This is a genomic window from Meiothermus sp. (genome assembly GCF_037443965.1).
GTDB lineage: Bacteria > Deinococcota > Deinococci > Deinococcales > Thermaceae > Meiothermus.
In genome coordinates this window covers 60,494-83,271 of sequence record NZ_JBBINI010000017.1, presented here as the reverse complement: position 1 = coordinate 83,271, position 22,778 = coordinate 60,494, and the positions used below count along the sequence as shown (strand labels likewise).

Here is a 22,778-nt window from a genome sequence, read left to right as displayed (position 1 = left end):
CACCCAGACGTAGGTAGCCACCAGGAGGGTTTCTGCGTCAAGATAGTACAGGGGGTGCTCTCTGTGGGTTTCCATAGCACCCCCTCTTTTTTACATCCCCTGGGGTAGGTCAAGTAGCACACGAAGGGATTTGTTTTGCGGTTTGCCCAGGGTTTCGGAGCCCATGGCCACCACAGTATCGGCGGCCAGCACCCACTGGCCTGGTTGCCAGACCGCCTGGGCTTTCTGGGCTGCCAGGGCCCCTGCCATCTGGCCGGGGACCAGATGGCTCAGGGCCTCCTCGTCAATGTTGGCCGGGCGGGTTCGGTAGGGCAACGCGAGCCGCTGCAACAGCTCGGCCCGGCGGGGGCTTTGGGAAGCCAGGATAAGGGTGGGAAGGTGGGTCATATTACATCCTACTGCCTGGTTCCCACACGCCAAACCGCCTCCACCTCCCGCTGGTAGCGCAGGGCCAAGGTGCTGTCGCGCAAGATAAGCAGATTTTCATTGTTACGCCCAAAGCCGGAGTTGGTGAAGTTGTAACTGCCCGTGACCACCCACTCCCCGTCCACCACGATTACTTTGTGGTGCATGGTGTAGGGGTTGCCATCCTTGCGCACGTCCACCCCCGCCTTGCTTAGCACCTCATCCAGAGAGTTTTCCAGGTTCCGCGCATCTATCACCACCCGTACCCGAACCCCGCGCTGGTGGGCTTTAGTCAGGGCCTCCACCATGCGCACATCGGTCAGTACGAACGCGGCAATCCAAATTTCCCGGTTGGCCCGCTTGATCAGGTCGAGGATGGCCCCCCGGCCCTCGCGGCCTCCCGCGGGGCTGAAGTACACGGTACCTTCGGTAGCGCCAATCTGGAAGCGCTCAGACCGTCCCAGCCCACTTTCCTGACCGGCGAAGATGGCATTGAACTCGGCCCGGTAGACCTGCACTAAGCCCAGCACCGGCAGCCACAGGCTATTCTCGTTGTTGCGCTGGAAGGCGTTCCAGGTCAGGTTGGTGCTGCCCGTCCAGACCCCTCGATCGTCAATCAGCACAAACTTGTGGTGCATCAGCGCGTTATTGCGGCTGTCGTAGCAGACCTGTACCCGCTCTAGGGTCTCGCAACGGGCCTGACTGCTGCTGCGCACACCCAGGCTTTCTCGAGTCTCGCGGCGGTAGTCCGAATCGTTGAACATCCGTACCTGCACACCCCGAGCAGCCGCGCGAAGCAGGGCCTGCCCAATCTCGCGGTCTTCTAGCTCCAGCGTAGCCACCTCGATGCGGCGCTGGGCCCCATCCATCAGGCCAATCAGGCGGTTTTTGGCCTCGCGGCCTTGCTGGGGTGCGAAGTAAAGCTCGAGGCCCCCGGCTGTTTTGTACGAGGGTGGAACCGGGCGAAAGTAGGTGTCCCAGACGAAATACCCTACCACCCCCAACAACAGCAGGAAAAGCCAGATACGGTCACGGCTTCGTCGGCGTGGTCGGAGCACATTCAAAATCGAACGGCGGCGCATTGCAGGTGTTTACTTTACAACGCAGGCTGCGATAGGTTGGTTTGCGCTGCGGGCCTGCCACAGGGGCAAACGCTAATCTGGGCTACATACTGGTGTTCTATACAGTACAGCGGGCTTCGGTTAGGGGCCAAGGGTTAGTAGTTGCGCTAGACTCTTGTTTGGGAGTTGGGTTTTTGGATGCTTTCTTGGGAAAACAAAAGTTACAATTTGCACCCTTCGACTGGCGGTAAATCGTGAGCGATACCGTTATTCGTAGAGCTTTGCTGGTGGGTTTGTTGTTGCTGGGGGTTCTGTTGGCAACCATCACCCGGCAATCGGCCCCTACCCTGCCGGGCGAGTTCGCCGCCCGCACCGCACCTTTGTTTGGCTTCTCCTTCCGCTTGGGCCAGAACGCTAAGGCCAGCCTGGCCGCCATCTTTGACCGCCGCGACCTGCGGGCCGAACAGCGCCGAATGCAGGCCGAGTTGCAACAACTCCGGCAAGAAAACCAGCGCCTGACCCTGGAAAACCGCAAGCTCCAAGCCACCTTGCGGGTGCAGGCCGTGCAGGGCGTGGGCGTAGTAGCGGTCGCGCCGGTGATTGATGACGACCCCTCAGGGCTCTACCGCCGGCTCTATTTAGGGGCCGGTGCGGCCCAGGGCCTGCGGGTTGGAATGCCCGTCACCACCGCCAACGGACTGGTGGGGGTGATCACCGAGGTCACGGCAAACAATGCCGTGGTTCGTACCGTCCTCGACCCCGAGTCGAGGGTAGGGGTACGGCTCGCCAGTGCGCCAGGGCGCGGCATTGCTTATGGTGCGCCGCCCCGTATGCTGCGGGTGGAGATTGCCCCCGAAGCCAGTGTTAAGCCTGGCGACAAAGTGGTATCTGGGGCCTTGCAAGGGCTCTATCCGGCCGGTATCACGGTGGGAACCGTCGAGCAGGTACTGCCTCTCTCACCCGGGGCACTGAAAAAGATTCTGATGGTGCGACCCGCAGTGCAGCTCTCGCTGCTGGAGGAAGTGCAGGTGCTTAAGCCATTATGAGTACAAACAATACAGAACTGCGTACCAAAGGGCTATCGGCTACCATGCGTCACTGGTGGCTGCCGAACGATTGCCCCCGCACAAAGAAAATTGGCCCGCTCGAGGTCACTTGGGCCCGGCTATACTACCATCTATGGTTATCTATGTGTTGATTGAATCAACTCTTTCCTGACTATGCGGATCATTCTGATCATAATTTTAGCTTTTCTCCTCCAGGGCTTTGTTTCCGGGTTGCTGGGGGATAGTTTTGTACCGCCTGATCTGATCTACTTAGCTACCTTACTGTTGGTGGCTTCGGTGTCACCGTATGTGGGCTTGCCGCTGGCTTTTACCCTGGGACTGCTGCAAGACCTACTGTCGGCAGGGTATCCGGGTTTGCATGCTGTGGGATTGCTGTTTGCCGCCTATGCCTACTATCGTCTTTCACGGCTGGTGCACTGGAACGAGTTGGCGGGGCAAGCAGTTATTCTGGGAGGCAGTTTTGTAGCCAAGTGGGTGGGTATCCTGCTGGTGGCCTTCTGGCTACGGCTGGGCAACTTCAACCCTCTCACCCTGTGGTCGGTTATCCTACCGGAGATGCTGTTGACGCTTCTCATCGCCCCGATTGTTATTCAGCTTTACCAGCAGCGTTATGCGATTCGCAGCAAATAGGAATGTCTGTTGCGTATACATAGAGTCTCGAGGCGATAAATAATGCACGCCACGCAATTCTCAAACATTCACAGGGGCGATTCCACCCCGGCAACATCTGTTGGTACTCCATCCGGAGTGATGTCATGAACAGCCGTATCTGGATCTTGCTAGGTTTTTTTTATCTACTGCTACTGCTGTTTGTGGGGCGGCTATGGCAGTTGCAGGTAGTGCAGTACGAACAGTATGCCACCCGCAGCCAGGGCAACTACCTGCGCACCGAAACCTCGTTGGCCCCCAGGGGGCGCATTTTGGATCGCAACGGGCAGGTGATTGCTACCAACCGCTTGGCGGTGGATTTGATTTATTCGGGTGGGGAAGTCCATTTCAAGGAGCGTATTCTGTCTATAGCTGGGCTGAAGGAACTGCCCCGGGTAGAGCGGGAGCCGGTGGAGTTGATGGTGAATATACCTGAAACACTGATTCCTACCCTCGCCGAACTAACCGCCGGAGAACCCAACCTGAAGCTTTTGGAGCGTATCGAACGCGTTTATCCCAACCCCATTGCAGGGCCGGTCATCGGCTACACTGCCCTCCCCAGCCCAGAACTGCTTAAGGAAGGCTACGACCCCGAGGAGTTGGTGGGAGCCTCGGGCCTTGAGGCCGCCCTGGAGGCCCAGCTCAAGGGCATCAAGGGGGTGGTGCTGGCCGAGGTGAACGCCCGGGGCCAGCGGGTGCGCTTTGAGGAGCTCAGAGAACCCCAGGCCGGAACCGACGTGTACCTGACCCTCGACCTAGAGCTACAGCGGGCGGCCGAACAGGCCCTGCGCGAAGGGGTCGAGGACATCAATCGAATTCGCACCCGCAACCGGCTACCCCTAGCTAGCAGAGCCAAGGGTGCCATCGTAGCCCTCGACCCCCGCAACGGCGAGGTGCTGGCCATGGCCACCGCTCCAGCCTTCGATCCCAACCTGTTTGGCCGTAGACCGCGTGCCAACGACAAAATCCGCGAGCTGTTCGCCGACAAAGACCGTCCCACCCTAAACCGTGCGATCAACGCCTATCCCCCTGGCTCGACCTACAAGTTGGCCACCTCGAGCATGGCCCTGGAAAGCGGCTATGTCACCACCGACACAGCTTTTCGCTGTAGCCCCTACATTGTTTTTGGAGGTATCCGGCGCAACTGGGCCCGCTACGACATGGGCATGATGACCGTCGAGGAAGCCATCGCCCAGAGCTGCAACACCTGGTACTACCAGGTCTCGATGCTCGACCCCATCGGGATTGTGGACAAGCTGCACAAGCGTGCCCTGGAGCTGGGGGTGGGCCGCCCCACCGGGCTGGAGATCGGCGAGCAAAGCGGCATTGTGCCCACCTTGCAGTGGAAGCGCCAGAACATCCCCCGCGACCCCCGCTGGTGGCCGGGCGAGACGCTTTCGATTGCCATCGGGCAGGGCTACAACAAGGCCACGCCGGTTCAGATAGCCCGCATGCTGGCTACCATCGCGCAAAACGGCCAGCAGCCCGAGTTGCACCTGGTTCGGCGGATTGGCAATGTGCCCATCCAGCGGCCCAGTACCTCGGTTGCGGGCAAGCACTGGAAGGAGCTGAAAGACGGCCTCCGCCTGACCGTGACCTGGGGCACGGCCAAACATGTGCTGGGCAATTTCCCGGTAACCACCGCCGGCAAGACTGGAACCGCCCAAAACGAGACCATGACCCCCGGCCTCGAGCACGCCTGGTACATGGGCTATGGCCCGGTAGACCCCGCCGATCCCCGCCCCCCCCTGGTGGTGGTGGCCTTCTTCGAAAACGGCGGGGAAGGCAGCGGAGTGGCGTTGCCTGCGGCGCGTAAAGTGATGGCAGCGTACTGGAAGGTGGGGCAGGATTTCGCCTCAAACTAGGTATCTATGGCTATGAGCCAAGACCTTGCAGCTTGGGGTCAACTTCTGGAGTATCGGGCTGGACCCCATGCGGTTTGATACGCATTTCGGCAGTATCGTTCACTGTTGAAAGCCTAAACGATACTCTCGAAATGCTTTTCTACTCCCTTCGGTCGGCTTGAATCCTTCACCTATGACTGCGTCCAACGGTGAAGGATTCAAGCGGAAACGGTTTGACGCCCAAACGGCCCAGTATCAACGCCGCTACCCGCTCGCCGCCCATGGCCACCGCCGGCACCGACTGCCCTGGGAAAATGGTCTCTCCCACCCGCCACAGGTTGGGAAAGGGCGTTTTAGGGCTGGGCGTGCGGAGCGGATGCACCTGGGGATAGCCCCCTACCCAGCCGTCTTGCCGCCGGGTGTAGAACTGGTAGGTTCTGGGGGTCGCCCCCAGAATGAGCCGGGCCGATTCACGAAAGCCCGGAATTATTCGCTCGAGCTGGTGCTCTACCCTGGCCTGCCAGGCCTGCTTCTTGGCCCGGTAGGCTTCCTTATCCAGACCTCGCCACTCCGCCAGCGGGGTGTGCACCGAGGCAGATAGCACCCGCATTCCAGATGGGCCACGCAGGGTATCGCTCGGATCGGCCAGACTGACAAAAGTCCAGTCGCCCTCGCCGGCCCACTGGCGGTAGAGGGCCCCCCTGGGCACTACCGCTGCGGGTACTACGGCGTGCAGCATGAAAGCCCCCCAACCATCGGCAGGGGCCGGTAGGGGCCTGGAGCTGGGAAGAAGCGCGGCCAGATTACCTGGGGTCAGGTTGGCAACGAAGATATCGGCGGGGATTACCTCGCGCTCCCCACGCCGACGTCCGCCCATCACCACCTCCACCGCCCTGACCCGACCGTGCTCTACTCGCAGCGTTTCTGCGCGGTGGCGGTAAAGCACCCGCCCACCGTGCTTTCGCACCGCCTCCGCCAGGATCTCCGCAACCGCGCCCATGCCCCCCAGGGGAACCACGGGGCCACGGTGGGGCAGGTCGAGGGCTGCCGCACCAAAGAGCGCATACGTATCGGCAGCATCGGTCTGGGAGGCGATTAAGAGCTGGGCGTCGAGGAAGCGCCGGAAGGCCGCATGGTTGGGTGCATGGGCCAGGGTAGGCCGTACCAAGTCTGCCAAAATGCCCGGCAGATCCATCAGGTTGTTTAGCGCCCAGGGGAGCCCTTTCTGAACCAGGCTCAGAAATTCCAGCCCGTCGGCGGGCGGAAACGGCAAACCCTGGGCCACCTTCCACAGAGCCAGGGCGCGCTTTTCCTGCCATTGCCAGAACCTCTGCACTGGCCTGCCAAAAGCCGCCCGCTGGGCCTCGAGTTCGGGGGTTCGGCCCACCGGACGGGGTACTACCCGGCCATCGGGCAACCAGACCTCCATCAGGGCCTCGCCCGGCGGCAGCCGGTGTACCGGAAAAGCCACCCCCAGTTGCCGCTCGAGGCGGGTAAAAACCCCTTCCTCGTCGAAACCTGCCAGCAAGGTCGCCCCGGCGTCGAAGCGAAAGCCCTGGTGCCAGAAGGTTCCCGCCGAACCGCCGGGGTAGGTGTGGTGTTCCAGTACGGTGACCTCGAGGCCCACCTGGGCCAGTAAAGCAGCGGTGGTGAGCCCACCCACCCCCGCGCCGATGACCACAACTTTCATCGAACTTTATTCTGCGCCTCCCCGCCACGCGGGACTTACGGGGTGGCTACAGTCTCGAGGTGGTTTCTCGATTGGGAAAGCCCCGCTACAAAACAGCAAAGCCCCCCAGCAGTCCGGTTTGGGCCAGGCCCAGCCCAACACAGCGCCCTGTCAGAGCAAATAGGCGCCTATCGCTTGATTTCGCGCACGTAGGCCAGCACAGTATCAGGGTCGCGGAAGGCGTTCACGTTGCGCCAGACCCGCTCGATGCGGCCTCGGGGGTTCACCAGAATGGTATCGCGGTTGTAGAAGCCAAAAACCCCACCTACCTTGAACAGCCGGGCCAGGGTGCCATCTTTGTCGGGCAGCATGGCCCCTTTGAGGGCCATTTGCTCGATGAAGGTGCACTGGTCGGCGGCGGGGTCGGCACTGACACCGAAAATTTCGACGCCCAGCTTTTTGAACTCCTCGTAAAGCTCGGCATAGCGCTTGCCCTGCGCCGTACACCCCGGCGAGCTGGCCCTGGGATAGAACCAAAACAGCAAGTATTTCCCTTCCCTAGCTGTGGCTGCTAGGTCTATAGGTTTGCCGTAGGAGTCCTGCACTTTAGGTAAGGCTACTGGGTCACCTGGGGCCAGCGCCAACACCGGCAGCGCAAACGCAAGAAGCATCCACCAGAGGCGTTTCATGTACTAGAGTGTGCCCGGACAGGGCCAAGGTTGTTGTGGGCCAGACTTCAAGTTGGGTTAGGTTCAGGTTGGATTTGGGAGGTTCCCACTTTCGATTTCAGGTATTCCAGCACAATCTGGGCATCTTGAAAGGGGTTGACGTTGCGCCAGATTTTTTCAATCTTGCCCTCGGGGTTGATCAGGATGGTATCACGGTTGTACATGCCCAGTAGAAGGCCAAAGCCCAGCCAGCCCCCCACCCCGAAGGCACGCCCTACCGCCCCAGACCGATCGGGAATCATGGCCCCTTTGAGGGCCACCTGGTCTATAAAACTGCACTGAGCAGCGGCCGGATCGGCACTCACCCCAAACACTTCGGCCCCCAGTCGCCTGAACTCGTCGTAAAAGTCGGCGTAGCGCTTGGCCTGGGCGGTGCAACCGGGGGAGCTGGCCTTGGGGTAAAACCATAACACGATGTAGCGCCCTTGCTGGACGAGTTGAGCGAGGTCTATGGTTTTTCCGTAGGAATCCTCGAGCTTTAGGAGTGGAGCTGTTTCACCTTCAACAAGCCGCATATGTTTAGTTTGGGCCTTCTGCCAAGATGTGCTTGTGGCATGGAATAAATTGTTTATTCAGTAACATATCGCAGCTTTCGCAGACGTTGCCTCCTATCCAGGAGGCCGCTATGCTGTCAAGACACAGCTATCGAGCTGGTATGTGGCTCAATAATTCTGAAGAGTGCTCTAAGTTGTTGTGCTGGCATTGGCCCACCGCAAGGAATCCCCCGACGCAAGCTGCTTGCGAATCTCAACTGATGCTAGTTCTGTCTATAACCGACCCAGATGGCAATAGAAGAGATCCTCGGACGCGCCCCCTCATGGGCAGAGTAGGTATTAACTCAACTTTCAAGTCGAAGAATGCCTCTTTCCAGCGCTACCGTTACGGCGGCGGTGCGATCGTCCACGCCCAGCTTGCCAAAGGCGTGCAACAAATGGGTTTTGACCGTAGCTTCGCTGATTTTGAGCTGGCGCGCAATCTCTTTGTTGGAAAAGCCCTTGGCTACTAACGAAAGCACTTCCAACTCGCGCATGGAGAGGTTTTCTTCGGCGGGGCCACGCATTCGGCCCAGCAGCCGGGCAGCAATGGGGGGAGACAGTACAGTTTCGCCCCTGGCACATAGTCGCACGGCCCGGAAGAGTTCCTCACGGGGCACATCCTTGAGTAGGTAACCCGTAGCTCCGGCCTCCACGGCTCGAACAATTTCGGAGTCGGTGTCGTAGGTGGTGAGTACCAACACCTGAAATTTGGAAGATTTGGCACGAATCTGCCGAATGGCACTCACCCCGTCCATCTGGGGCATGCGCAAATCCATCAGCACCACATCCGGTCTGAGCCTGTCCAGTAAGCCCAGCGCCTCCAAACCATTAGAGGCTTCGCCTACCACTTCGAAATCGGGTTGAGAAGAGAGCAAGCCCGAGAGCCCCGCCCGTACCACGGGGTGATCGTCCACCAAGAGAATTCGAATCGTCGTGACTTGGTTCATAAAATTTCCGCCTTTGGTCTATCCAGCGTTCCAAAAAGGGGGAGGCTGAAGGCCAGGGTTGTACCCTGCCCGGCCTCACTTTCCACCGCCATCTGGCCCCCCAGTGCTTCCACCCGCTCGCGCATCGAGCGCAGGCCAAAACTGCCCGAGCTGGGCGGTTGCAAGCCCACCCCATCGTCTTGTACATCCATCAACACCACATCTTCCAAATAAGAAAGGGTCAGGGTTGCGTGACGGGCCTTGGAATGCTTACGCGCATTGGCCAGGGCCTCCTGGGCGATGCGCAAGAGGCCCACCTCGAGCTCCGGGTGCAGCGGGCGGGGGTCGCCGGTCAGGGCGAACTGAGCGCTGATGCCGCTCTCTTGCTGCCAGCGCTGGAGCAAGCGTTGCAGGGCTTCGGGCAGGGAGGTGTTCTCGAGGATCTCCGGGCGCAGGGCCCAGACCATCCGGCGGGCTTCCGACAAGCCTTCGCGCGCCGAGGTACGGGCCTGCTCGAGGTAGCGCGCGGCGGAAGTCTCGTTTTCCGAGGCCATCTCGGCAGCCTCGAGCTGCACCACAATGCTGGCAAACCCCTGGGCCAGGGTGTCGTGTATCTCGCGGGCCAGACGCTGGCGCTCCTCCAAAACCCCGGCCTGGCGGGAGGTTTGCTCGAGCTCGCGGCGGGTGCGCTCGAGCTCCTCCCGCGCCCGGGTCTCCCGTACCAGGAGCTCGAGGGTAAACAGGGCATAACCCGAGTATAAAAATGCGATGAAGATAAAAAAGGCTAGGCTCAGGTTAGGATACTTGGCAGGCGTTGGGAGTGCACTCCAGGATGTGGTTCCCTGCGGCCCCTGGCTCAACAAAATTTCGAAGGTGATCTGGAGTGGCTCCTGCTGGGCCCACCAAACCGACAAGCCACCCAAGCCCAGCACAATCAACAGCACCACCCACAGCGGCAACCAGTAGCGGGCCACCACCGGCACCAGGCCCAGCGCCAAAAAAGGCAGGTAGTTCTGGCTGAGCCAGGCCACCACCGCAATCCCAATCAGGATTAGAAGCGCGAATTCCCAGGCCCTACGCCGTCCAGGCCGTACCGCCCAGACCACCACCCCCAGCAAGGCCAGGGCCGCCCCCAGCCGCCAGGCTGTCTGGGCTGGGTCTTGCCAGGGCAGCAGGGTGGGCACCTCGAGCGGCCTGGCCGGCACCAGCAGGGTAAAAGCCAGCACCGTGAACAGGTTGAGCGCGGTGAGTACCACCACCACCTGTGCAACGGGGCGACCTGCAAAATAGCGCCGGAACCACCCGACCATAAAGAAATTGTAGCCCAGCCAGCCCCCAGGGTTTGCGCGGGAATACCCATTTGTCCACCCTACGCAAAACCCCTTTTCCCATGACAAAATGAGCCTGTCCTGATCGCCTTGCTCTTCCCAAGAGCATTGATTGTCTGGAGGTTGCATGCAAAAAATCACCCTGCCCCACCGCTACTCGGCCAGCGGTTCGCGCTTTCGCGAAGCCACCATCGAGACCGGCTGGCTGTGCTTCAGAAATGGCGCGGTCTCGGTTCGCATTAACCTTCCGCTGCTGACTCGGCTCGAGCTCTCCTACCAGATGCGCGACTGGTTGCTGGCGGTGGCTTTTGTGGGCCTTTTCGTGGGGCTTGCGAGCCTGGGGCTGCGCTCGCTGGGCTGGCTCAACATCCCCCAGCTCCTAAAAATCGCCCCTGCGCTGTTGGAGTACGGCGCCCTGGCCCTCGCAGCGATTGCCTTTTTGAGTTATCTGCTCTTTCCCATCCGGGTGCTGTACCTGTACGACGGCAACCCTGTGCCGCTTTTGGTGATGGGCAGTAAAAAAGCCATCGAGGATATGGAAAGTACCCTCTGGGCCTTCCTCGAGGCTCTGCACAGGAAGCAGCCCTGAGGACTTATGGAATCGGTTTGGGACTACCCCCGCCCACCGCGCTGCGAGCCCACCGCAAAGCGCGTCCAGGTAAAGCTTGGTGAGCTGGTGATCGCTGACACCACCCTTGCCTACCGCGTACTGGAAACCAGCCACCCGCCGGTCTACTACATCCCACCCGCGGACATTCGCATGGACCTGCTGGAAGCCACCCCCCGCCGAACCTACTGTGAGTTCAAGGGCCAGGCCAGCTACTGGACGCTTAAAGCAGGCGACACCGTGCTGCCCAACGTGGCCTGGAGCTACGAAGACCCCACCCCCGGTTTTGCAGCCATCAAGGGTTATCTGGCTTTTTATCTGGAACCCCTCGAGGGCTTTGTGGATGGCGAAAAGGCCCAGCCCCAACCGGGCCGCTTTTATGGGGGCTGGATAACCCAGGACCTCGTGGGGCCGTTCAAAGGCGGGCCGGAGAGCCAGGGATGGTAGCCCGACCACCCTTGAGCCGCCTATAGTTTACAAGTTTTGTCATCTTTGATAACCTGGCCTCCACGGGCTGGTGCAATACCGGCCAAGGGGGAGGATAGATGTCGCTACTGCGTAAGGGTTCGCCATCCAGGCCTGCTGCTTCGGCTTCGCCTCAACAGGCCACCCGGCCCCAGTACGGGCTGCTTGGGCTGGCGCTGCTGGGAGCGGGTTGGTTGTACGTGCAACTGCCCCCAGCCCAGGGCCTTTTGCTGCTGCTGGGGCTGGGGTTGGGCTTTAGCCTCTTTCACGCCCGGTTTGGCTTTAGCTCGACCTTCCGTCAGCTTTTGAGTGTAGGACAAGGGCGGGCTTTGCAGGCCCATATGCTGCTGCTGGGCGTAACCGCGACCCTGTTTGCCATTCTGTTTGCCCTGGGGCAGGGATTGGGCGGCCAGCCCTTGAGCGGCTACCTGGCCCCCATCGGGCCTGGCCTGCTGCTGGGGGCCTTTTTGTTTGGGGTGGGGATGCAACTGGCCGGGGGCTGCGCCTCGGGTACGCTATACACGACGGGGGGCGGCAGTCTGCTGGGCCTGGTGGCCCTGGTGAGTTTTGTGGGGGGCTCGGTGCTGGGGGCCTGGAACCTCGAGTTCTGGACAACCGGGCCGGGGGCTGCAGGCACCTTACCGCCCATCTCGCTGGCCGAGCGCCTGGGCCTATGGGGGGCCCTGGCCCTTACCCTGGCGCTGGTGGGGGGGCTGGCCCTGCTGGCCAAGTGGGTCATCCGCAAACGGCAGCCCCCACCGCTTTTTCAGCCTCGAGGCCCAAAGGGCTGGGCTCGAGTGTTGCGCGGCACCTGGCCGCTGTGGGTCGCTGCTTTAGTGCTGGCCGTGCTCAACGCAGCAGTGCTCTACGCAAGTGGGCGGCCCTGGGGCGTTACCTACGGCCTGACCCTGTGGGGTTCGCAGGCCGTGGAGGCCCTGGGTCTGGCCCAGCCGGCTTTCTGGGGCTTCTGGAACGGTGAGTCGCCCCTGGGGCGCTCCCCCCTGAGCCACCCCACCGCCCTGACCAACCTGGGCATCCTGCTGGGCGCGCTGCTCAGCGCCGCTGCCGCCGGGGTATTCGGCAAAAACCCCCGCTTGGGCTGGAAAGCCCTGCTGGCAGCCGTGCTGGGCGGGCTCTTGATGGGCTATGGAGCCCGGCTGGCCTACGGCTGCAATATCGGGGCCTACATCGGCGGGGTGGCCTCCTTCAGCCTGCACGGCTGGGTCTGGCTGGTCATGGCCTTGCTGGGCACAGGCGCCGGGCTGAGGCTACGCCCCTGGTTTGGGCTCTCCAACCCCAGGCCCACCGACTCGGTCTGCTAGGGGCGTTTACGGGCGTACCCAAAACGTCTTCACGCGCATTTCGGCAGTATCGTTAACTTTGGCAAGGCTAAACGATACTACCGAAATGCTTTTCTGCTCCCTTCGGTCGGCTTGAATCCTTCATCTCTAGCTGCGTCCAACGGTAAAGGATTCAAGCGAAAAAGGTATCACTACTTCACCCCAAACTGCGGTTCGCTGCTGGCAAACCCCACGCTCCCACTACTCGCGTTCCACACAAAGCTCCAGTTGCGGTTTCCACTTGGAACCAGGAGGCCGGCATCCATGAGCGCCCCCTCCGCATCGAGGCACACGAAACCGCCTGGGACAAAGACGGCCAGGCGGGCGTCGAGCTGCGAGAAGACCACCGGCGAGAGGCTATCGCGCAGGATTTGGTAACGGTCCATCCACGGTGGGTTGGCAAAATTGAAATCGGTGCGGTCGCAGTAAAGCGCCAGGCGCCAGCCCTTGGCGGACGTCGCAGGCGCGGCGGCGGGCGTGCAGGCGGCGGGCAACTGTGGGGTGGCGAGGCTGCCGATGACGTTCGCGCTTCCCCCGCCGCAGTTCTCGAGGCCTTGAACAAGCTCGAGGTTCGTCACGTAACGTAAACCGTTCATGTAAACCTGCTCGGCAGCCTGGTAGTAGACGATTCGCAGCCGCAACAGGGCAACAGCGCGGTAGGTCGGCTCGGAGAAGCGGGTGGCGAGGGTGGCGCTGGCGCGCCAGGCCTCGGCGTAGAGGGCGCGAAGGGCGCGATCGGCAGCCTGGAAGGCGGGCAGGGCTGCCTCGCGCCAGGCAGTGGCGCTGGCACAACCGAGGTTAGCACCAAAACGGGTACCGAGTTCGGAAACTGTGCGGTCGAGGGTGGCCTGGGCAGCCTCGAGGGCCGCGGCATAGTCGTTAAGGCCGTTCAACCGGGCGGCGGAAACCAGTGCATCGGCCAGGAATTCCACGAACTTGGCCTTGATGGCCCCCACCCGCCGCTCCGAGGCGATCTCAACCCGGCGACGGCCCTGTGCCGCCAGGGCGGCCTGAAAATCTTCCAGCTTGGGCCGGCGGTTCACGATCTCTTGATACAGGGCTACGAGCGCCTCCCGCGCCCCTTTGGTCTGGCCGGGGGGAACGAAGTCCAGGCTGGGCAAAGCAGGTACGGTGGGGACGATGGAAAAAGCCTCTGCGAGAGGGCGGGTTTCGAGGTTTTCGGCCCTAGGCAGGCTGTGCCGCCACCAGGCTCGACGTGCCCACACCTCGGCCTCGGCGCACTTGTTCTGCGCACCCAGGGTGTAGGCAAGGTTGACACGGGCCTCTTGCAGGTTAGGGTCGGCCTGGGCCGCCGCGCGCAGGGCGGCCTCGGCCTCGGGCAGCCGCCGCAGGCGCATCAGGGCGTGGCCTTTGTTATTGAGCAGCAGCGGGCGCAGGGCAGCGGGCGGGCTCAGGCGCTCGGCAGCGGTAATAAGGGCCAGGGCCTCGGCAAAGAGGCCGTAGTAGTTGGCGAGGCCCGCCAGGTTCACCAGATGCGCGGGGTTGCGTGGCTCCAAGGCCTGGGCCCGCAGCAGCAACCCCAGGGCCAGTTGCGGTTTGCCCATCACCGCCGCCAGCGCCGCGGTGCGGCTGGCGTTGCCCGCCTCGCGGTACTCCGGCTGGGTTTCCATCAGCCGCACACTACCCGGCCCCGAGGCTGCGTTCAGGGCGCGTTTCAGATTGGCCAGGGCAGCAGCCTGGGTGGGCACAGGCTGGGTTCCAGAGCTCGGCGGGGCCACACGTTGTAGCTGCTGTCGCTGGGCCTGGAGCATCCGCAACTGCTGTTGCAGCATCGGGCGGCTGGGGTCGTCGGCCTCGAGGTCGCGCAGTTCCTCCTCCAGCTCCCTGATGCTCTCATCGAGCCCCGCCATTATGTTTTGTCCCAAAGCTGCCTGGCCGCCGCGGGTCTCTACATCGCGGTCGGGGTTGGTCAGGGCCGAGAAACTGGTGCCCAGCGAATCGGGCTTGGGACACTGTGCGCCAATGTTGATCTGCAAATCGCTCAACGCGGCCATGCGCGGGGGCTGGGCCAGGGCCAGGGCAGCCAGCAGCCAGAAAAATAGAACCGGAATTCTCATCTAGCCTCCTCTCGGTTTTGACTAGGGGGATAAGGTTATGGTGATCGGGTTGATAGCTTGAAGGCTGAAGATCTGCCCCTGCATCCCGATGCCGGTAATGTTGTCGGTGATGTCCAGATTACCCCCATTAAAGGCGCCGCTAAAAGCGTTGAGCATGACCGTATAGGTGCCCGGCGCAAGCGGCGTGGGCGGGTCGGTCTGGGCGCGGGGCGCAAAGCTGAGTTCGGAGCCAAGGTAAAAGGCAAAGTCGGAAACCCCCGAACCGCCCTGGCGCTGGAAGATCACCTGATACAGCGCACTATAGCCAGGCTGGCTGGCGGCGCTGTCGTTCCAGGTGGCCGTCAGGCTGGCAGCGCTGTAGCTGCCCCCATCGGCCAGGTTGCTCCAGTTCACATTGCCCAGCGCAAAGGCCGAGCCGCTGCCGTCTATGCTGCCGTTACCGTCGGCATCAATGCTCAGGGTATAGCGCCTGCCAGCTACGATGTTGAAGTTGCTGGCAATATAGTTGCCCGTGCCCGGTGCCAGCTCGCTAAGGGTTACAGTGTTGCCCAAACTGTCGCTGAGGGTGATCTGGGCGCCGGAAGCTGGTTCGGCGTCCTCCAGGTCGCCGTCGGCGTTGGGGATACCTTTCTCGAGCAGTACGAAGACCGCCCCTCCGGGCTGCAATAAAGCAGAAGCCTCGAAAAAGCCCTCGGGGGCCGGGGCCACGGGGATGGGGAGCGGGTTGGTGGCTGCGGCCCTTACCGACTGGCTGGATGCGGCAGGGCAGGGCCCTGGCCTGCGGCTGTAGTTTTGGCCGTCCAGGCCGATCAGGTCGTCCTCGTAGACCTTGCCAATATCAATCACCTTTGCGCCCGGCTTGGGGATTAGATTTCCCCTCGAGTCCACAAAGGTATCGGTGTAGGTCTTGGTCGCCACGAAGTTGACCGGCACCCCCTTCTGTATTGTGATGCTGGCCTGCCCCAGCCGGTTGGTAACTGCCCGAAGACCTGGACGTGCCGTGACCACCGCTCCGTCCAGTGGCCCATCTCGCCCACGCACCTCTATATCCACACACTCCTGTTCCTGCACCGTTGGGGCCCCGCCGTACCAGGAAAAGTGGCGGATGCTGGCCCGGAGCACCGGGGTGGTGCCGTCTACGCTCGAGCGCTCTACGGTGCCCTCCACAAAGTCTTCCCAGCGCCCGGTCTGGGGGTTGTAGGCGTAGCAGTGAATCTTGTCGCCAATCTTATACTGGCTGCGCAGCTCCGGGGGGATGGGCAACTCGACGATGGCGCTCGAGCCCGGCTTGAGGTTGATGCGGCGGTTTTGTGAGTCGAGGATGCTGAACTCGGCAAAGGTCACCGGAGCCAGCGGCGTGGGGCTGGCCCCTCCGGCCACCAGATCGCCGGGCAGGGCTGCGTCTTCCTTGGTGGGGTCGAGCGGCGTGACCACCACCCGCAGGTTGGTATCGGTGGTCTCGAGGCTGTTGGGCTGGAAGATGACCGCATAGGGCCCGGCCTCGGTGCGCTGGAAGAGGGTGCGGGCCTGGGTGGGGTTGTAGCTTTGCTCGGTTCCGTCTTTCTTCAGGGCCACCAGCACGGTCTGGGCGCTGTCGGCCGACTCGGCGATGCCGTGGCCGGGGGCGTAGCCAGTCTTCTCAAAATCGAGCTTGACCAGGCCTGCTGGTAAACCGCGCAGCTCGAACTCGCCCCGCGCGTCGGTGGTGGTGGTGCGGCTGCTGCCCACCACCCGCACCGTCACGCCCGAGAGCCGCACCCCCGAGCCAATATCCGTTACCAGCCCCGCCACGGTGTTGGGAGCGCTGGGGGCCGTATTACCCCCACTGTTGTCGCCGCCGTTGCAGGCCCCAAGGAGCCCCATCAGAGCCACCAGCCATAATCTGTTTCGCATAATTCCTCCTATTGCCGACGAACCACCACCACATCGAACGAGAGGCCATCTATCGGGATGGCCTGGGTTACTTGCTTGCGCTCCAGGTCGAAGACCACCAGGTGGCCCTCGGTACCGCTGCTCACGATGTACACCCGCCTGCCGTCGGGCGAGAGGGCCGCGTGGGTGGGGTTGACAAAGACTTTATTGGCGAGCTCGAGCCGGAAGTTTTGCACCTGACCCGAGTCCAGATCCACCAGCGAGACCGCGTTGGAGTAGTAGTTGAGCGACAGGATTTTCCCCTTGCCCACGGCCAGCATCCCCAGCGGCCCCGGCGTGACGGTGAAGCTTTTGGGGCTTGCGCCGGGCGCGTGCAGGCTGAGGGTGTTGGACTCGAAGTTGGAGACCAGAGCCCCCTCCCCCAGCGGCAACACAAAGGCCGGGTCGGAGCCGGTAGGGGCCTCGGCCAGGGTTTGCCAGGTGTCCTCATCGAGCCAGCGCACCGCGCTGGCCTCGGTGCTGGGCTGGCGGGGGCGCAGCGCCACCACCAGCCGGGCGTTCACCCGCGCCACATCGGCGGCCTCGTTCGCGCTGCCCGAGGGCGGCAGGTTGACGGCCCGCACCACCTGCCCGCTGGCCAGGTCAATCTCGCTCAGGCGGCCCTGGCGGATGTGGGAGACGAAGAGCCTGGCAAAGTCGCTCGAGAAGGCGATACCCACCGGTCGTTCACCCACGATGAAGGGCCTGGCCCCACCGGGGTTATGGCAGGCAAAGCAACTGGTCTGGGAGAAAGCATCCTGCTCGAGGTGGGCCTGGATCACCGTACCGTCGGGGCGGCGCTCGGGCACCGGGGCGGTCAGGAAGGTGCGGCGAACCGATAGCGTGCGCACATCCACCTCGGCCACCGCCTGCGAGCCCACCAGCACCACGTATACCTTGTCTCCCTCCGGGCTCACGACCATCCGGTGTGGCAACCCCCCCACGGTGATGTGCTGGAGGGTTTTGCCCTGCACAGGATCTACCACAGCCAACGTACTCGAGCCGGCCTGGCTCACCAGCACATAGTGGGGACTGACCGCCGGCACCCCCGAACAGGCTGTCAGTAAAACCCAGCCAAGGAGCATTGCCTTTCGCATAACAGCCCCTTATCTATTGCCGGCGCTCGAGGTTGTACCAGGGCCCCTGCCCGCTGGTGTAGCAAATGTAGGGGCTCCAGGCGTGGCCTGGGTAATGGCAGCCCAGCATGAAGTCCTCACCACCCGCCGGCAGGGTATAGCTCCAGCGGTGGTAGCTGGTGAGGGGCTTGAGGGTGTACTCCTGCACCCCATCTTCCGAACCACACTCACGGATGCGCACGATCAGCCTGGCCTGGGTGGCCTCGAGGCGCACATCCCCCTGGTAGGTGTATTCATCGCGCTGGTTGGTGATCTTGAACAGGGCGTTGCCCTTTTCGAAGTAGATGAGGTCTTTTTTGCAGACCCCCTCGAAGTTAACCCGGACATACGCCAAGGCCAGCTCGTAGCCACCTGGTAGCCAGCGGATGAACCTGTGATGCCCGGTATCCCCAGGAAACTGGTAGGCCCCGGTCTGCGGGTTGTAGAACTGGGTATCCCGGTATCCCCACACTCCCAGCATCTCGTCGTATGGGCCATCGGTACCCAACTGGAAGTCTTGGGGCTGGGGGGGCTGGGCAGGGTCTGCGGGTGGGCTGGGGTTGAGCAGCTTAAACTTGAGGGGATAGGGGCCACCGGAGAGAACCATCTGCACAGTGGTGTCCAGGAAGGTCTCGTATTTCGAGAGCGCTACATCAAAGATCACGGGATCGAGCGGCAGGTTGAGAGTGGCAGGGCTGGTACAGTTTTGCCAGTCCAACCGCCGCTGACGGGGCCGCAGAATTAGGCGGCTGCCGCTCAATTCAGCCTGCCCTTCCATCTGGTCGAAGAAGCTGACCAGCGCGCAATTTGACGACACACCCTGCGAGTAGTGGGCAAAGTAGTACTCGCCGTTGGGCCTAACCTTGAGCTGCGCCGAGTAGCCCTGGGTCATGTTGAAGGTAATCCCGGTATAGAGGTTGGTGAACTCGCCACCGCTGGCCAGGGTGTCCTGCCAGATGCCGCTGAGTTCGGCTGGAAAGCTGCCAGTGGGGGGACTGCCCCCACCGGGAGGATTGCTACCGCTGTCGCCTCCACCGCAGGCCGCTAGAAAAAGGGATGTTACCAGTAAAAAAATAGCCTTGTACAAGCTTTACCTCCTTGTGCCAGGGGTAGCGAACCCCACACAACCCCCTACTCTGGAGCCTCCTCTTGCTCGGCTTCCATTTCCTGCTTCAAAAAATCGGTGAGGCTGCGGGAATCCGCAAAGTAGTGGCGCTCCTCACCCCGGCTCACCGAGGCCCGCCAGACCTCGCCCTCGGGGCTCGGCTCATACCAAACGCGCAACACGTAGACCTGGCTGGGCTTCAGGTTCATATCCAAATCGCCTCGCTTACCGGCGCAGCTCGAGGCCTGTTGCAGTAAACCGCAGCCGATCTGGGCGCACCCCCAGGGCACTCTCGAGGGCCACCCCCGCCACCTCGCGGTAGGTCTCGAGCAACTGGGCATCGTTCTGCTCGGTCGCCACCGTGTAACCCAACAGCGGCAGCGTCGCCATCAGCACGAAGGCTTCGTAGAGCTTTTGCCGATCCTGATCCGTAAGTGCTTTAAAGCTACTCGAGGCCCCAAAAGCGGCATCGGTGTTGGCCTGGAGGTTCATCAGCGCGGTTTCGCTGGGTTCCTCGCCATAGTGCACCATGTAGCACACGCCCACCAGATAGGTGAAGGCTATGGCCACGTTGTTGGGCCTACCCAGCCGCCTGGCCTCGGCCTCAAAGGCCTTGAAGGCTTCGTTGAAGGCTGTATTCATCTCGCGGATGATGGCTGGGTCGTTGCTGAGGCTGCGCACAAACTGGCCCAGCAGCAAGCGCTGTCCGTTGGGGCGGAAGGTAGTCTGGGGCGCGGTTTGGGCTTGATTGCGGGCGGCAGTCTGGGCGCTGGCGTTGGCATTGTTGCGCTGGTTGATACGGTCTAGGTTTTGCTGAGCTGTACGCACCGCTGCCGAGTTGGTCTGCACGCTGAGGTAAGCGTTCATGTTGGCAAAACTAAGGCTGCTAGGTGCACCAAACTGGGCCAGCACCGGAGATAGCGCGAGGCTGGCGGCGATGGTGAGCATGGTCTTGAAAGAGTTTGGCATAGTTGCTCCTTTTAGACTCGGGCACAAATTCATTGATGCAAGTGAGTTTGATGGTTCCTTTCTGCATGTAAGGTTGGGTGTCGGCAGGAGGAGGCACTCCACCGACACCTCGAGGTTCTACTTCTGCACCGTGATGGTCGCGCCGCTAATGGGCAGGCCGCTCACAGTTGGGTTGCCTTGAGCAGACAGCGCGGTCAGGTTGATCTGGTAGGTCTTGTTAACTGGAACCGTGTTCTGGCCTCCGCCCCCACAGGCTGCCAGTGTGAGGGCCAGGGCCAGCGCCAAGAAGCCCGCCCGCAAAGAGCGCATGCGCCATGCACCAAGCAGCATCAAGGGCAGCATAGTAAGCAGCAGTGGCGCAGGTAGAGCCGGGAGGCTTTGGGCTTTCAGCACCGCCGGACGAGCAGCCAGCGTACTGGCGATATCGGCCACCACCAGGAACTGGCTGTTGCCCGGACTGAGCGCCAGCGGGCTGGACAGGCTGAGGGTGAGGGTGCCGTTGTCAGCGCTGAAGGTTCCGGTAGCGATGGGCGTTTCCCCGCTATCTACCTGGCCGTTGGCGTTAGCGTCGGGGATTAGCTTGACCGCGGTGAGGTCGAGGCCGTCGTGGCCGGTACCCGTGGCCTGCAGAGTGACGCTTTGGATCTGGGTAGCCTGCGAGGGATTGAGGGTAAAGGCCAGCATCGAGACGTTGCTCTGGCCCTTGTTGCGGGTGGCATCGGCGGGGGCGTTGGCGGGCTTGGCGGCGGTAATGGTCGGGCTTCCTGCCGGTGTGGTGTTAAAGGTAGCCGTGACCGTCTTGGCAGCGTCCATCGTAACCGAGCAGGTACCTGTACCTGTACAGGCCCCACTCCAGCCAGCAAAGGTCGAACCCGCATCAGCAACCGAACTCAGGATCACGCTAGCCCCCGAGCTAAAGGCAGCGTTGCAGGTCGCACCGCAGTTGATGCCCGCCGGGCTGCTGCTCACCGTGCCGCTGCCGGTACCACCTTTATTCACTGTGAGCGCGAAGCTGGCTGCAGGGGCCTGGGTGTAGTTCACGCTGGCGGTGACGCTACCGGTGGTCACGTTCACGGTCTGGCTGGCTGGGTTGGGGTTGTAGGTAGTGCTGTTCACCACCACACTGGGTGCGGTAACCGTGTATGTACCTGTCACCACATCGGAAAGCGACTGGCCGGTACCGGTCAGGATAGTGCGCTGCTGGTTGAAACCGTCCGGGCCGGTGATGGTGAGGGTCGCGCTGTTGCCGCTGGGCAGACCCGTCACTTGCAGGTTCAGGGTACCGAAGCTCTGAGCAGTATTGAAGGTAGCAGTCACGTTTTGCGCTGCGTTGATGGTTAGGGTACAGGTGCCCGTACCGCTGCAACCACCCCCACTCCAGCCAGCAAAGGTAGAGCCGCTGGCAGCAGCCGCGCTAAGAGTAACGACCGTACCTGCATTGAACGACGCAGAGCAGGTAGCTCCACAGTTGATGCCACTTGGGCTGCTGGTGATCGTGCCGCTACCGGTGCCGCTTTTGTTGACGGTAAGGTTGAAGGTAGAGGTGGGCGCGGTGTTGAAGGTTGCGGTGACGCTCTGGGCAGCGCTCATCGTGACCGTGCATGTACCTGTACCACTACAACCACCTCCACTCCACCCTGCGAAAACCGAACCCGACGCTGGTGCCGCGGTTAACGTTACTGTGGTTCCCTGGGCGAAGCTGGCGGTACAGGTGGCCCCACAGTTGATACCCGCTGGGCTGCTGGTTACGGCTCCTGAACCTGTACCGTTCTTATTGACCGTGAGGGCAAAGGTGGGAGCAGCCGAGGTGGTGAAGGTCTGGGTAGGGCTGTTGAAAGTTCCCGCGTCGGTAACGAAGCGGTAGCGCCAGAAATAGGTGGTGTTGGGGGTAAGGCCGGTTAGGCTGGTGCTGACGCTGGGAAAATTGAGGGCGGTGTTGGGCACGGTCGCTGGGGGCGTCGAGTTGCCGAAGGAATTGGTGGTTCCATAATCCACATACAGCAGGCCACCCTTGAAATAGCTAAAAAGATTCACCCCAAGGGTCGCAGTGGTAGCGCCAATCCCGCTGCTTTGCAGGTTCTGAAAGCTGGCCTGATAGTAAACCGTGACCGGCACAAACGGTGTAACATTGCCCCAAGCGGTCTGGGCCACTGCAGTCAAGCGGTGAGTGGTCGGGCCGGCGAGTCCCAAAAGTTGTCTGTTGTAACGCACCGGTACACGAATATCCACCTGCCAACCGGGAGCAACTACTGCATAGCCAAAAAACAAGCCCCCGCTGGTTCCGGTGGAAGGTGTTTGCGAACAACCTCCCTGGAAACCCGGTGGGTTATCGGTAAACTCAATCACCTGGGTGGGGGTCGTGAACTTGATCGCGTAGCAGCGCACCCGGTTGGTACTATCAATTGCCAGCGTAGCCCCGTCTGGAAGGAAAAAATCAAAACCGATGGTATCGTTGGTACACGGACTTATGTTGGAGCCCACTGCCCGCACATAGCCCACATCACCAGTTTTGGGATAAGACGTGCTGGGATCAGTAAAAAAGCCGACTTTGTTCTGTGAGGCGATCGCACTAATGTTGGTTATAGGGCATATCTGCCATACCGGAACATCGTTTCCGTCCACGTAGCCAGGGGCCGCCTGTGCAATCGGGTTCCACAGGCCCAACATAAACAAAACTCCAAAAGCCAACCTTCGTATCCCTCGCACGAGTCCCTCCTTGCTCAACCCTTCCATGTAATGCAGGTAGGGTAGGGCAAGCAGCATGACTGGAGGATGACTGGAAACAGGCCCCCGGAGGGATCTATCCGATGGGTGGAGGGTTGCTTGGTTTTGGCCTGCTCGAGCCCAGCGAAACGGTGCCCCCAATGTTACCCGGCCCTTCGCCGGGACGGGCCGTGTGGAGTGCCAGCAACGCCCCACCCAGTAGCCATCTCATCTTCATATGATTCCTCCTATGGGTATCACCTCGTTCACCAT

At 61.7% G+C, this 22,778-nt stretch carries 21 protein-coding genes; 6 read left to right on the top strand and 15 right to left on the bottom strand.

The features are described 5' to 3' along the window. Positions 1-90 precede the first annotated feature (90 nt). Together WKI89_RS10575 and WKI89_RS10570 are read right to left on the bottom strand one after the other, a co-directional pair. A complete protein-coding gene (locus WKI89_RS10575) occupies positions 91-387 on the bottom strand; it encodes a Maf family protein (RefSeq protein WP_337869450.1) in 297 nt (98 codons plus the stop codon). 8 nt (positions 388-395) lie between these two features. After that, positions 396-1,487, bottom strand: coding sequence for a phospholipase D-like domain-containing protein (locus tag WKI89_RS10570; RefSeq protein ID WP_337869449.1), 1,092 nt, complete (start codon positions 1,485-1,487; stop codon positions 396-398). Positions 1,488-1,720: 233 nt separating this feature from the next. Between WKI89_RS10570 and mreC the strand changes: the two genes are divergently transcribed. From mreC to WKI89_RS10555, 3 genes are all read left to right on the top strand, one after another. Next, the gene (mreC, locus tag WKI89_RS10565; RefSeq protein ID WP_337869448.1) at positions 1,721-2,512 is read left to right on the top strand and encodes a rod shape-determining protein MreC; all 792 of its coding nucleotides are present in this window, start codon (positions 1,721-1,723) and stop codon (positions 2,510-2,512) included. Positions 2,513-2,686: 174 nt separating this feature from the next. After that, positions 2,687-3,163, top strand: coding sequence for a rod shape-determining protein MreD (gene mreD, locus WKI89_RS10560; RefSeq protein WP_337869447.1), 477 nt, complete (start codon positions 2,687-2,689; stop codon positions 3,161-3,163). Between the two features lie 125 nt (positions 3,164-3,288). After that, entirely contained in the window at positions 3,289-5,046 is a 1,758-nt protein-coding gene (locus tag WKI89_RS10555) for a penicillin-binding transpeptidase domain-containing protein (protein ID WP_337869446.1), read from the top strand. Positions 5,047-5,212: 166 nt separating this feature from the next. On the opposite strand, the gene WKI89_RS10550 is transcribed toward WKI89_RS10555, so the two are convergent. The 5 genes from WKI89_RS10550 to WKI89_RS10530 form a co-directional block, all read right to left on the bottom strand. Continuing rightward, positions 5,213-6,715, bottom strand: coding sequence for an NAD(P)/FAD-dependent oxidoreductase (locus WKI89_RS10550; RefSeq protein WP_337869445.1), 1,503 nt, complete (start codon positions 6,713-6,715; stop codon positions 5,213-5,215). 167 nt (positions 6,716-6,882) lie between these two features. Next, a complete protein-coding gene (locus tag WKI89_RS10545) occupies positions 6,883-7,383 on the bottom strand; it encodes a peroxiredoxin (protein WP_337869444.1) in 501 nt (166 codons plus the stop codon). Positions 7,384-7,430: 47 nt separating this feature from the next. Continuing rightward, complete coding sequence (locus WKI89_RS10540) at positions 7,431-7,937, bottom strand: peroxiredoxin (RefSeq protein WP_337869443.1); 507 nt, start codon at positions 7,935-7,937, stop codon at positions 7,431-7,433. Between the two features lie 323 nt (positions 7,938-8,260). Continuing rightward, positions 8,261-8,905: a response regulator transcription factor gene (locus WKI89_RS10535; protein ID WP_337869442.1), complete on the bottom strand. Its 645-nt coding sequence runs from the start codon at positions 8,903-8,905 to the stop codon at positions 8,261-8,263. After that, positions 8,902-10,194 carry a sensor histidine kinase gene (locus tag WKI89_RS10530; RefSeq protein WP_337869441.1) on the bottom strand — a complete coding sequence of 431 codons (1,293 nt, stop codon included), beginning with the start codon at positions 10,192-10,194 and terminating at the stop codon, positions 8,902-8,904. Before WKI89_RS10530 ends, WKI89_RS10535 begins: the two co-directional genes overlap by 4 nt. Before the next feature lie 145 nt (positions 10,195-10,339). On the opposite strand from WKI89_RS10530, the gene WKI89_RS10525 reads away from it, so the two are divergent. The 3 genes from WKI89_RS10525 to WKI89_RS10515 all read left to right on the top strand — a co-directional run bounded on the left by WKI89_RS10525 (position 10,340) and on the right by WKI89_RS10515 (position 12,606). Further along, positions 10,340-10,801 carry a hypothetical protein gene (locus WKI89_RS10525; protein ID WP_337869439.1) on the top strand — a complete coding sequence of 154 codons (462 nt, stop codon included), beginning with the start codon at positions 10,340-10,342 and terminating at the stop codon, positions 10,799-10,801. Between the two features lie 6 nt (positions 10,802-10,807). Further along, positions 10,808-11,266 (top strand): DUF427 domain-containing protein, encoded by a 459-nt coding sequence (locus WKI89_RS10520; RefSeq protein ID WP_337869437.1) that lies wholly within the window; start codon positions 10,808-10,810, stop codon positions 11,264-11,266. A gap of 98 nt (positions 11,267-11,364) precedes the next feature. Then, complete coding sequence (locus tag WKI89_RS10515) at positions 11,365-12,606, top strand: YeeE/YedE family protein (RefSeq protein ID WP_337869435.1); 1,242 nt, start codon at positions 11,365-11,367, stop codon at positions 12,604-12,606. A gap of 170 nt (positions 12,607-12,776) precedes the next feature. Here the strand turns inward: WKI89_RS10515 and WKI89_RS10510 are convergent, their stop codons facing one another. The 8 genes from WKI89_RS10510 to WKI89_RS10475 form a co-directional block, all read right to left on the bottom strand. Beyond that, complete coding sequence (locus WKI89_RS10510; protein ID WP_337869433.1) at positions 12,777-14,702, bottom strand: tetratricopeptide repeat protein; 1,926 nt, start codon at positions 14,700-14,702, stop codon at positions 12,777-12,779. A gap of 21 nt (positions 14,703-14,723) precedes the next feature. Then, on the bottom strand, positions 14,724-16,595 hold the full coding sequence (locus tag WKI89_RS10505) for a carboxypeptidase regulatory-like domain-containing protein (RefSeq protein WP_337869432.1): 1,872 nt from the start codon (positions 16,593-16,595) through the stop codon (positions 14,724-14,726). 8 nt (positions 16,596-16,603) lie between these two features. Continuing rightward, positions 16,604-17,710: a YncE family protein gene (locus tag WKI89_RS10500; RefSeq protein WP_337869430.1), complete on the bottom strand. Its 1,107-nt coding sequence runs from the start codon at positions 17,708-17,710 to the stop codon at positions 16,604-16,606. 13 nt (positions 17,711-17,723) lie between these two features. Next, positions 17,724-18,815 (bottom strand): hypothetical protein, encoded by a 1,092-nt coding sequence (locus WKI89_RS10495; protein WP_337869429.1) that lies wholly within the window; start codon positions 18,813-18,815, stop codon positions 17,724-17,726. 44 nt (positions 18,816-18,859) lie between these two features. Next, complete coding sequence (locus WKI89_RS10490; RefSeq protein WP_337869427.1) at positions 18,860-19,042, bottom strand: hypothetical protein; 183 nt, start codon at positions 19,040-19,042, stop codon at positions 18,860-18,862. Positions 19,043-19,058: 16 nt separating this feature from the next. Further along, positions 19,059-19,802: a DUF6683 family protein gene (locus WKI89_RS10485; protein WP_337869426.1), complete on the bottom strand. Its 744-nt coding sequence runs from the start codon at positions 19,800-19,802 to the stop codon at positions 19,059-19,061. A gap of 117 nt (positions 19,803-19,919) precedes the next feature. After that, positions 19,920-22,469, bottom strand: a complete 2,550-nt coding sequence (locus WKI89_RS10480; RefSeq protein ID WP_337869424.1) for a fibronectin type III domain-containing protein — start codon at positions 22,467-22,469, stop codon at positions 19,920-19,922. 133 nt (positions 22,470-22,602) lie between these two features. Continuing rightward, entirely contained in the window at positions 22,603-22,743 is a 141-nt protein-coding gene (locus WKI89_RS10475) for a hypothetical protein (RefSeq protein ID WP_337869422.1), read from the bottom strand. Positions 22,744-22,778: the final 35 nt, after the last annotated feature.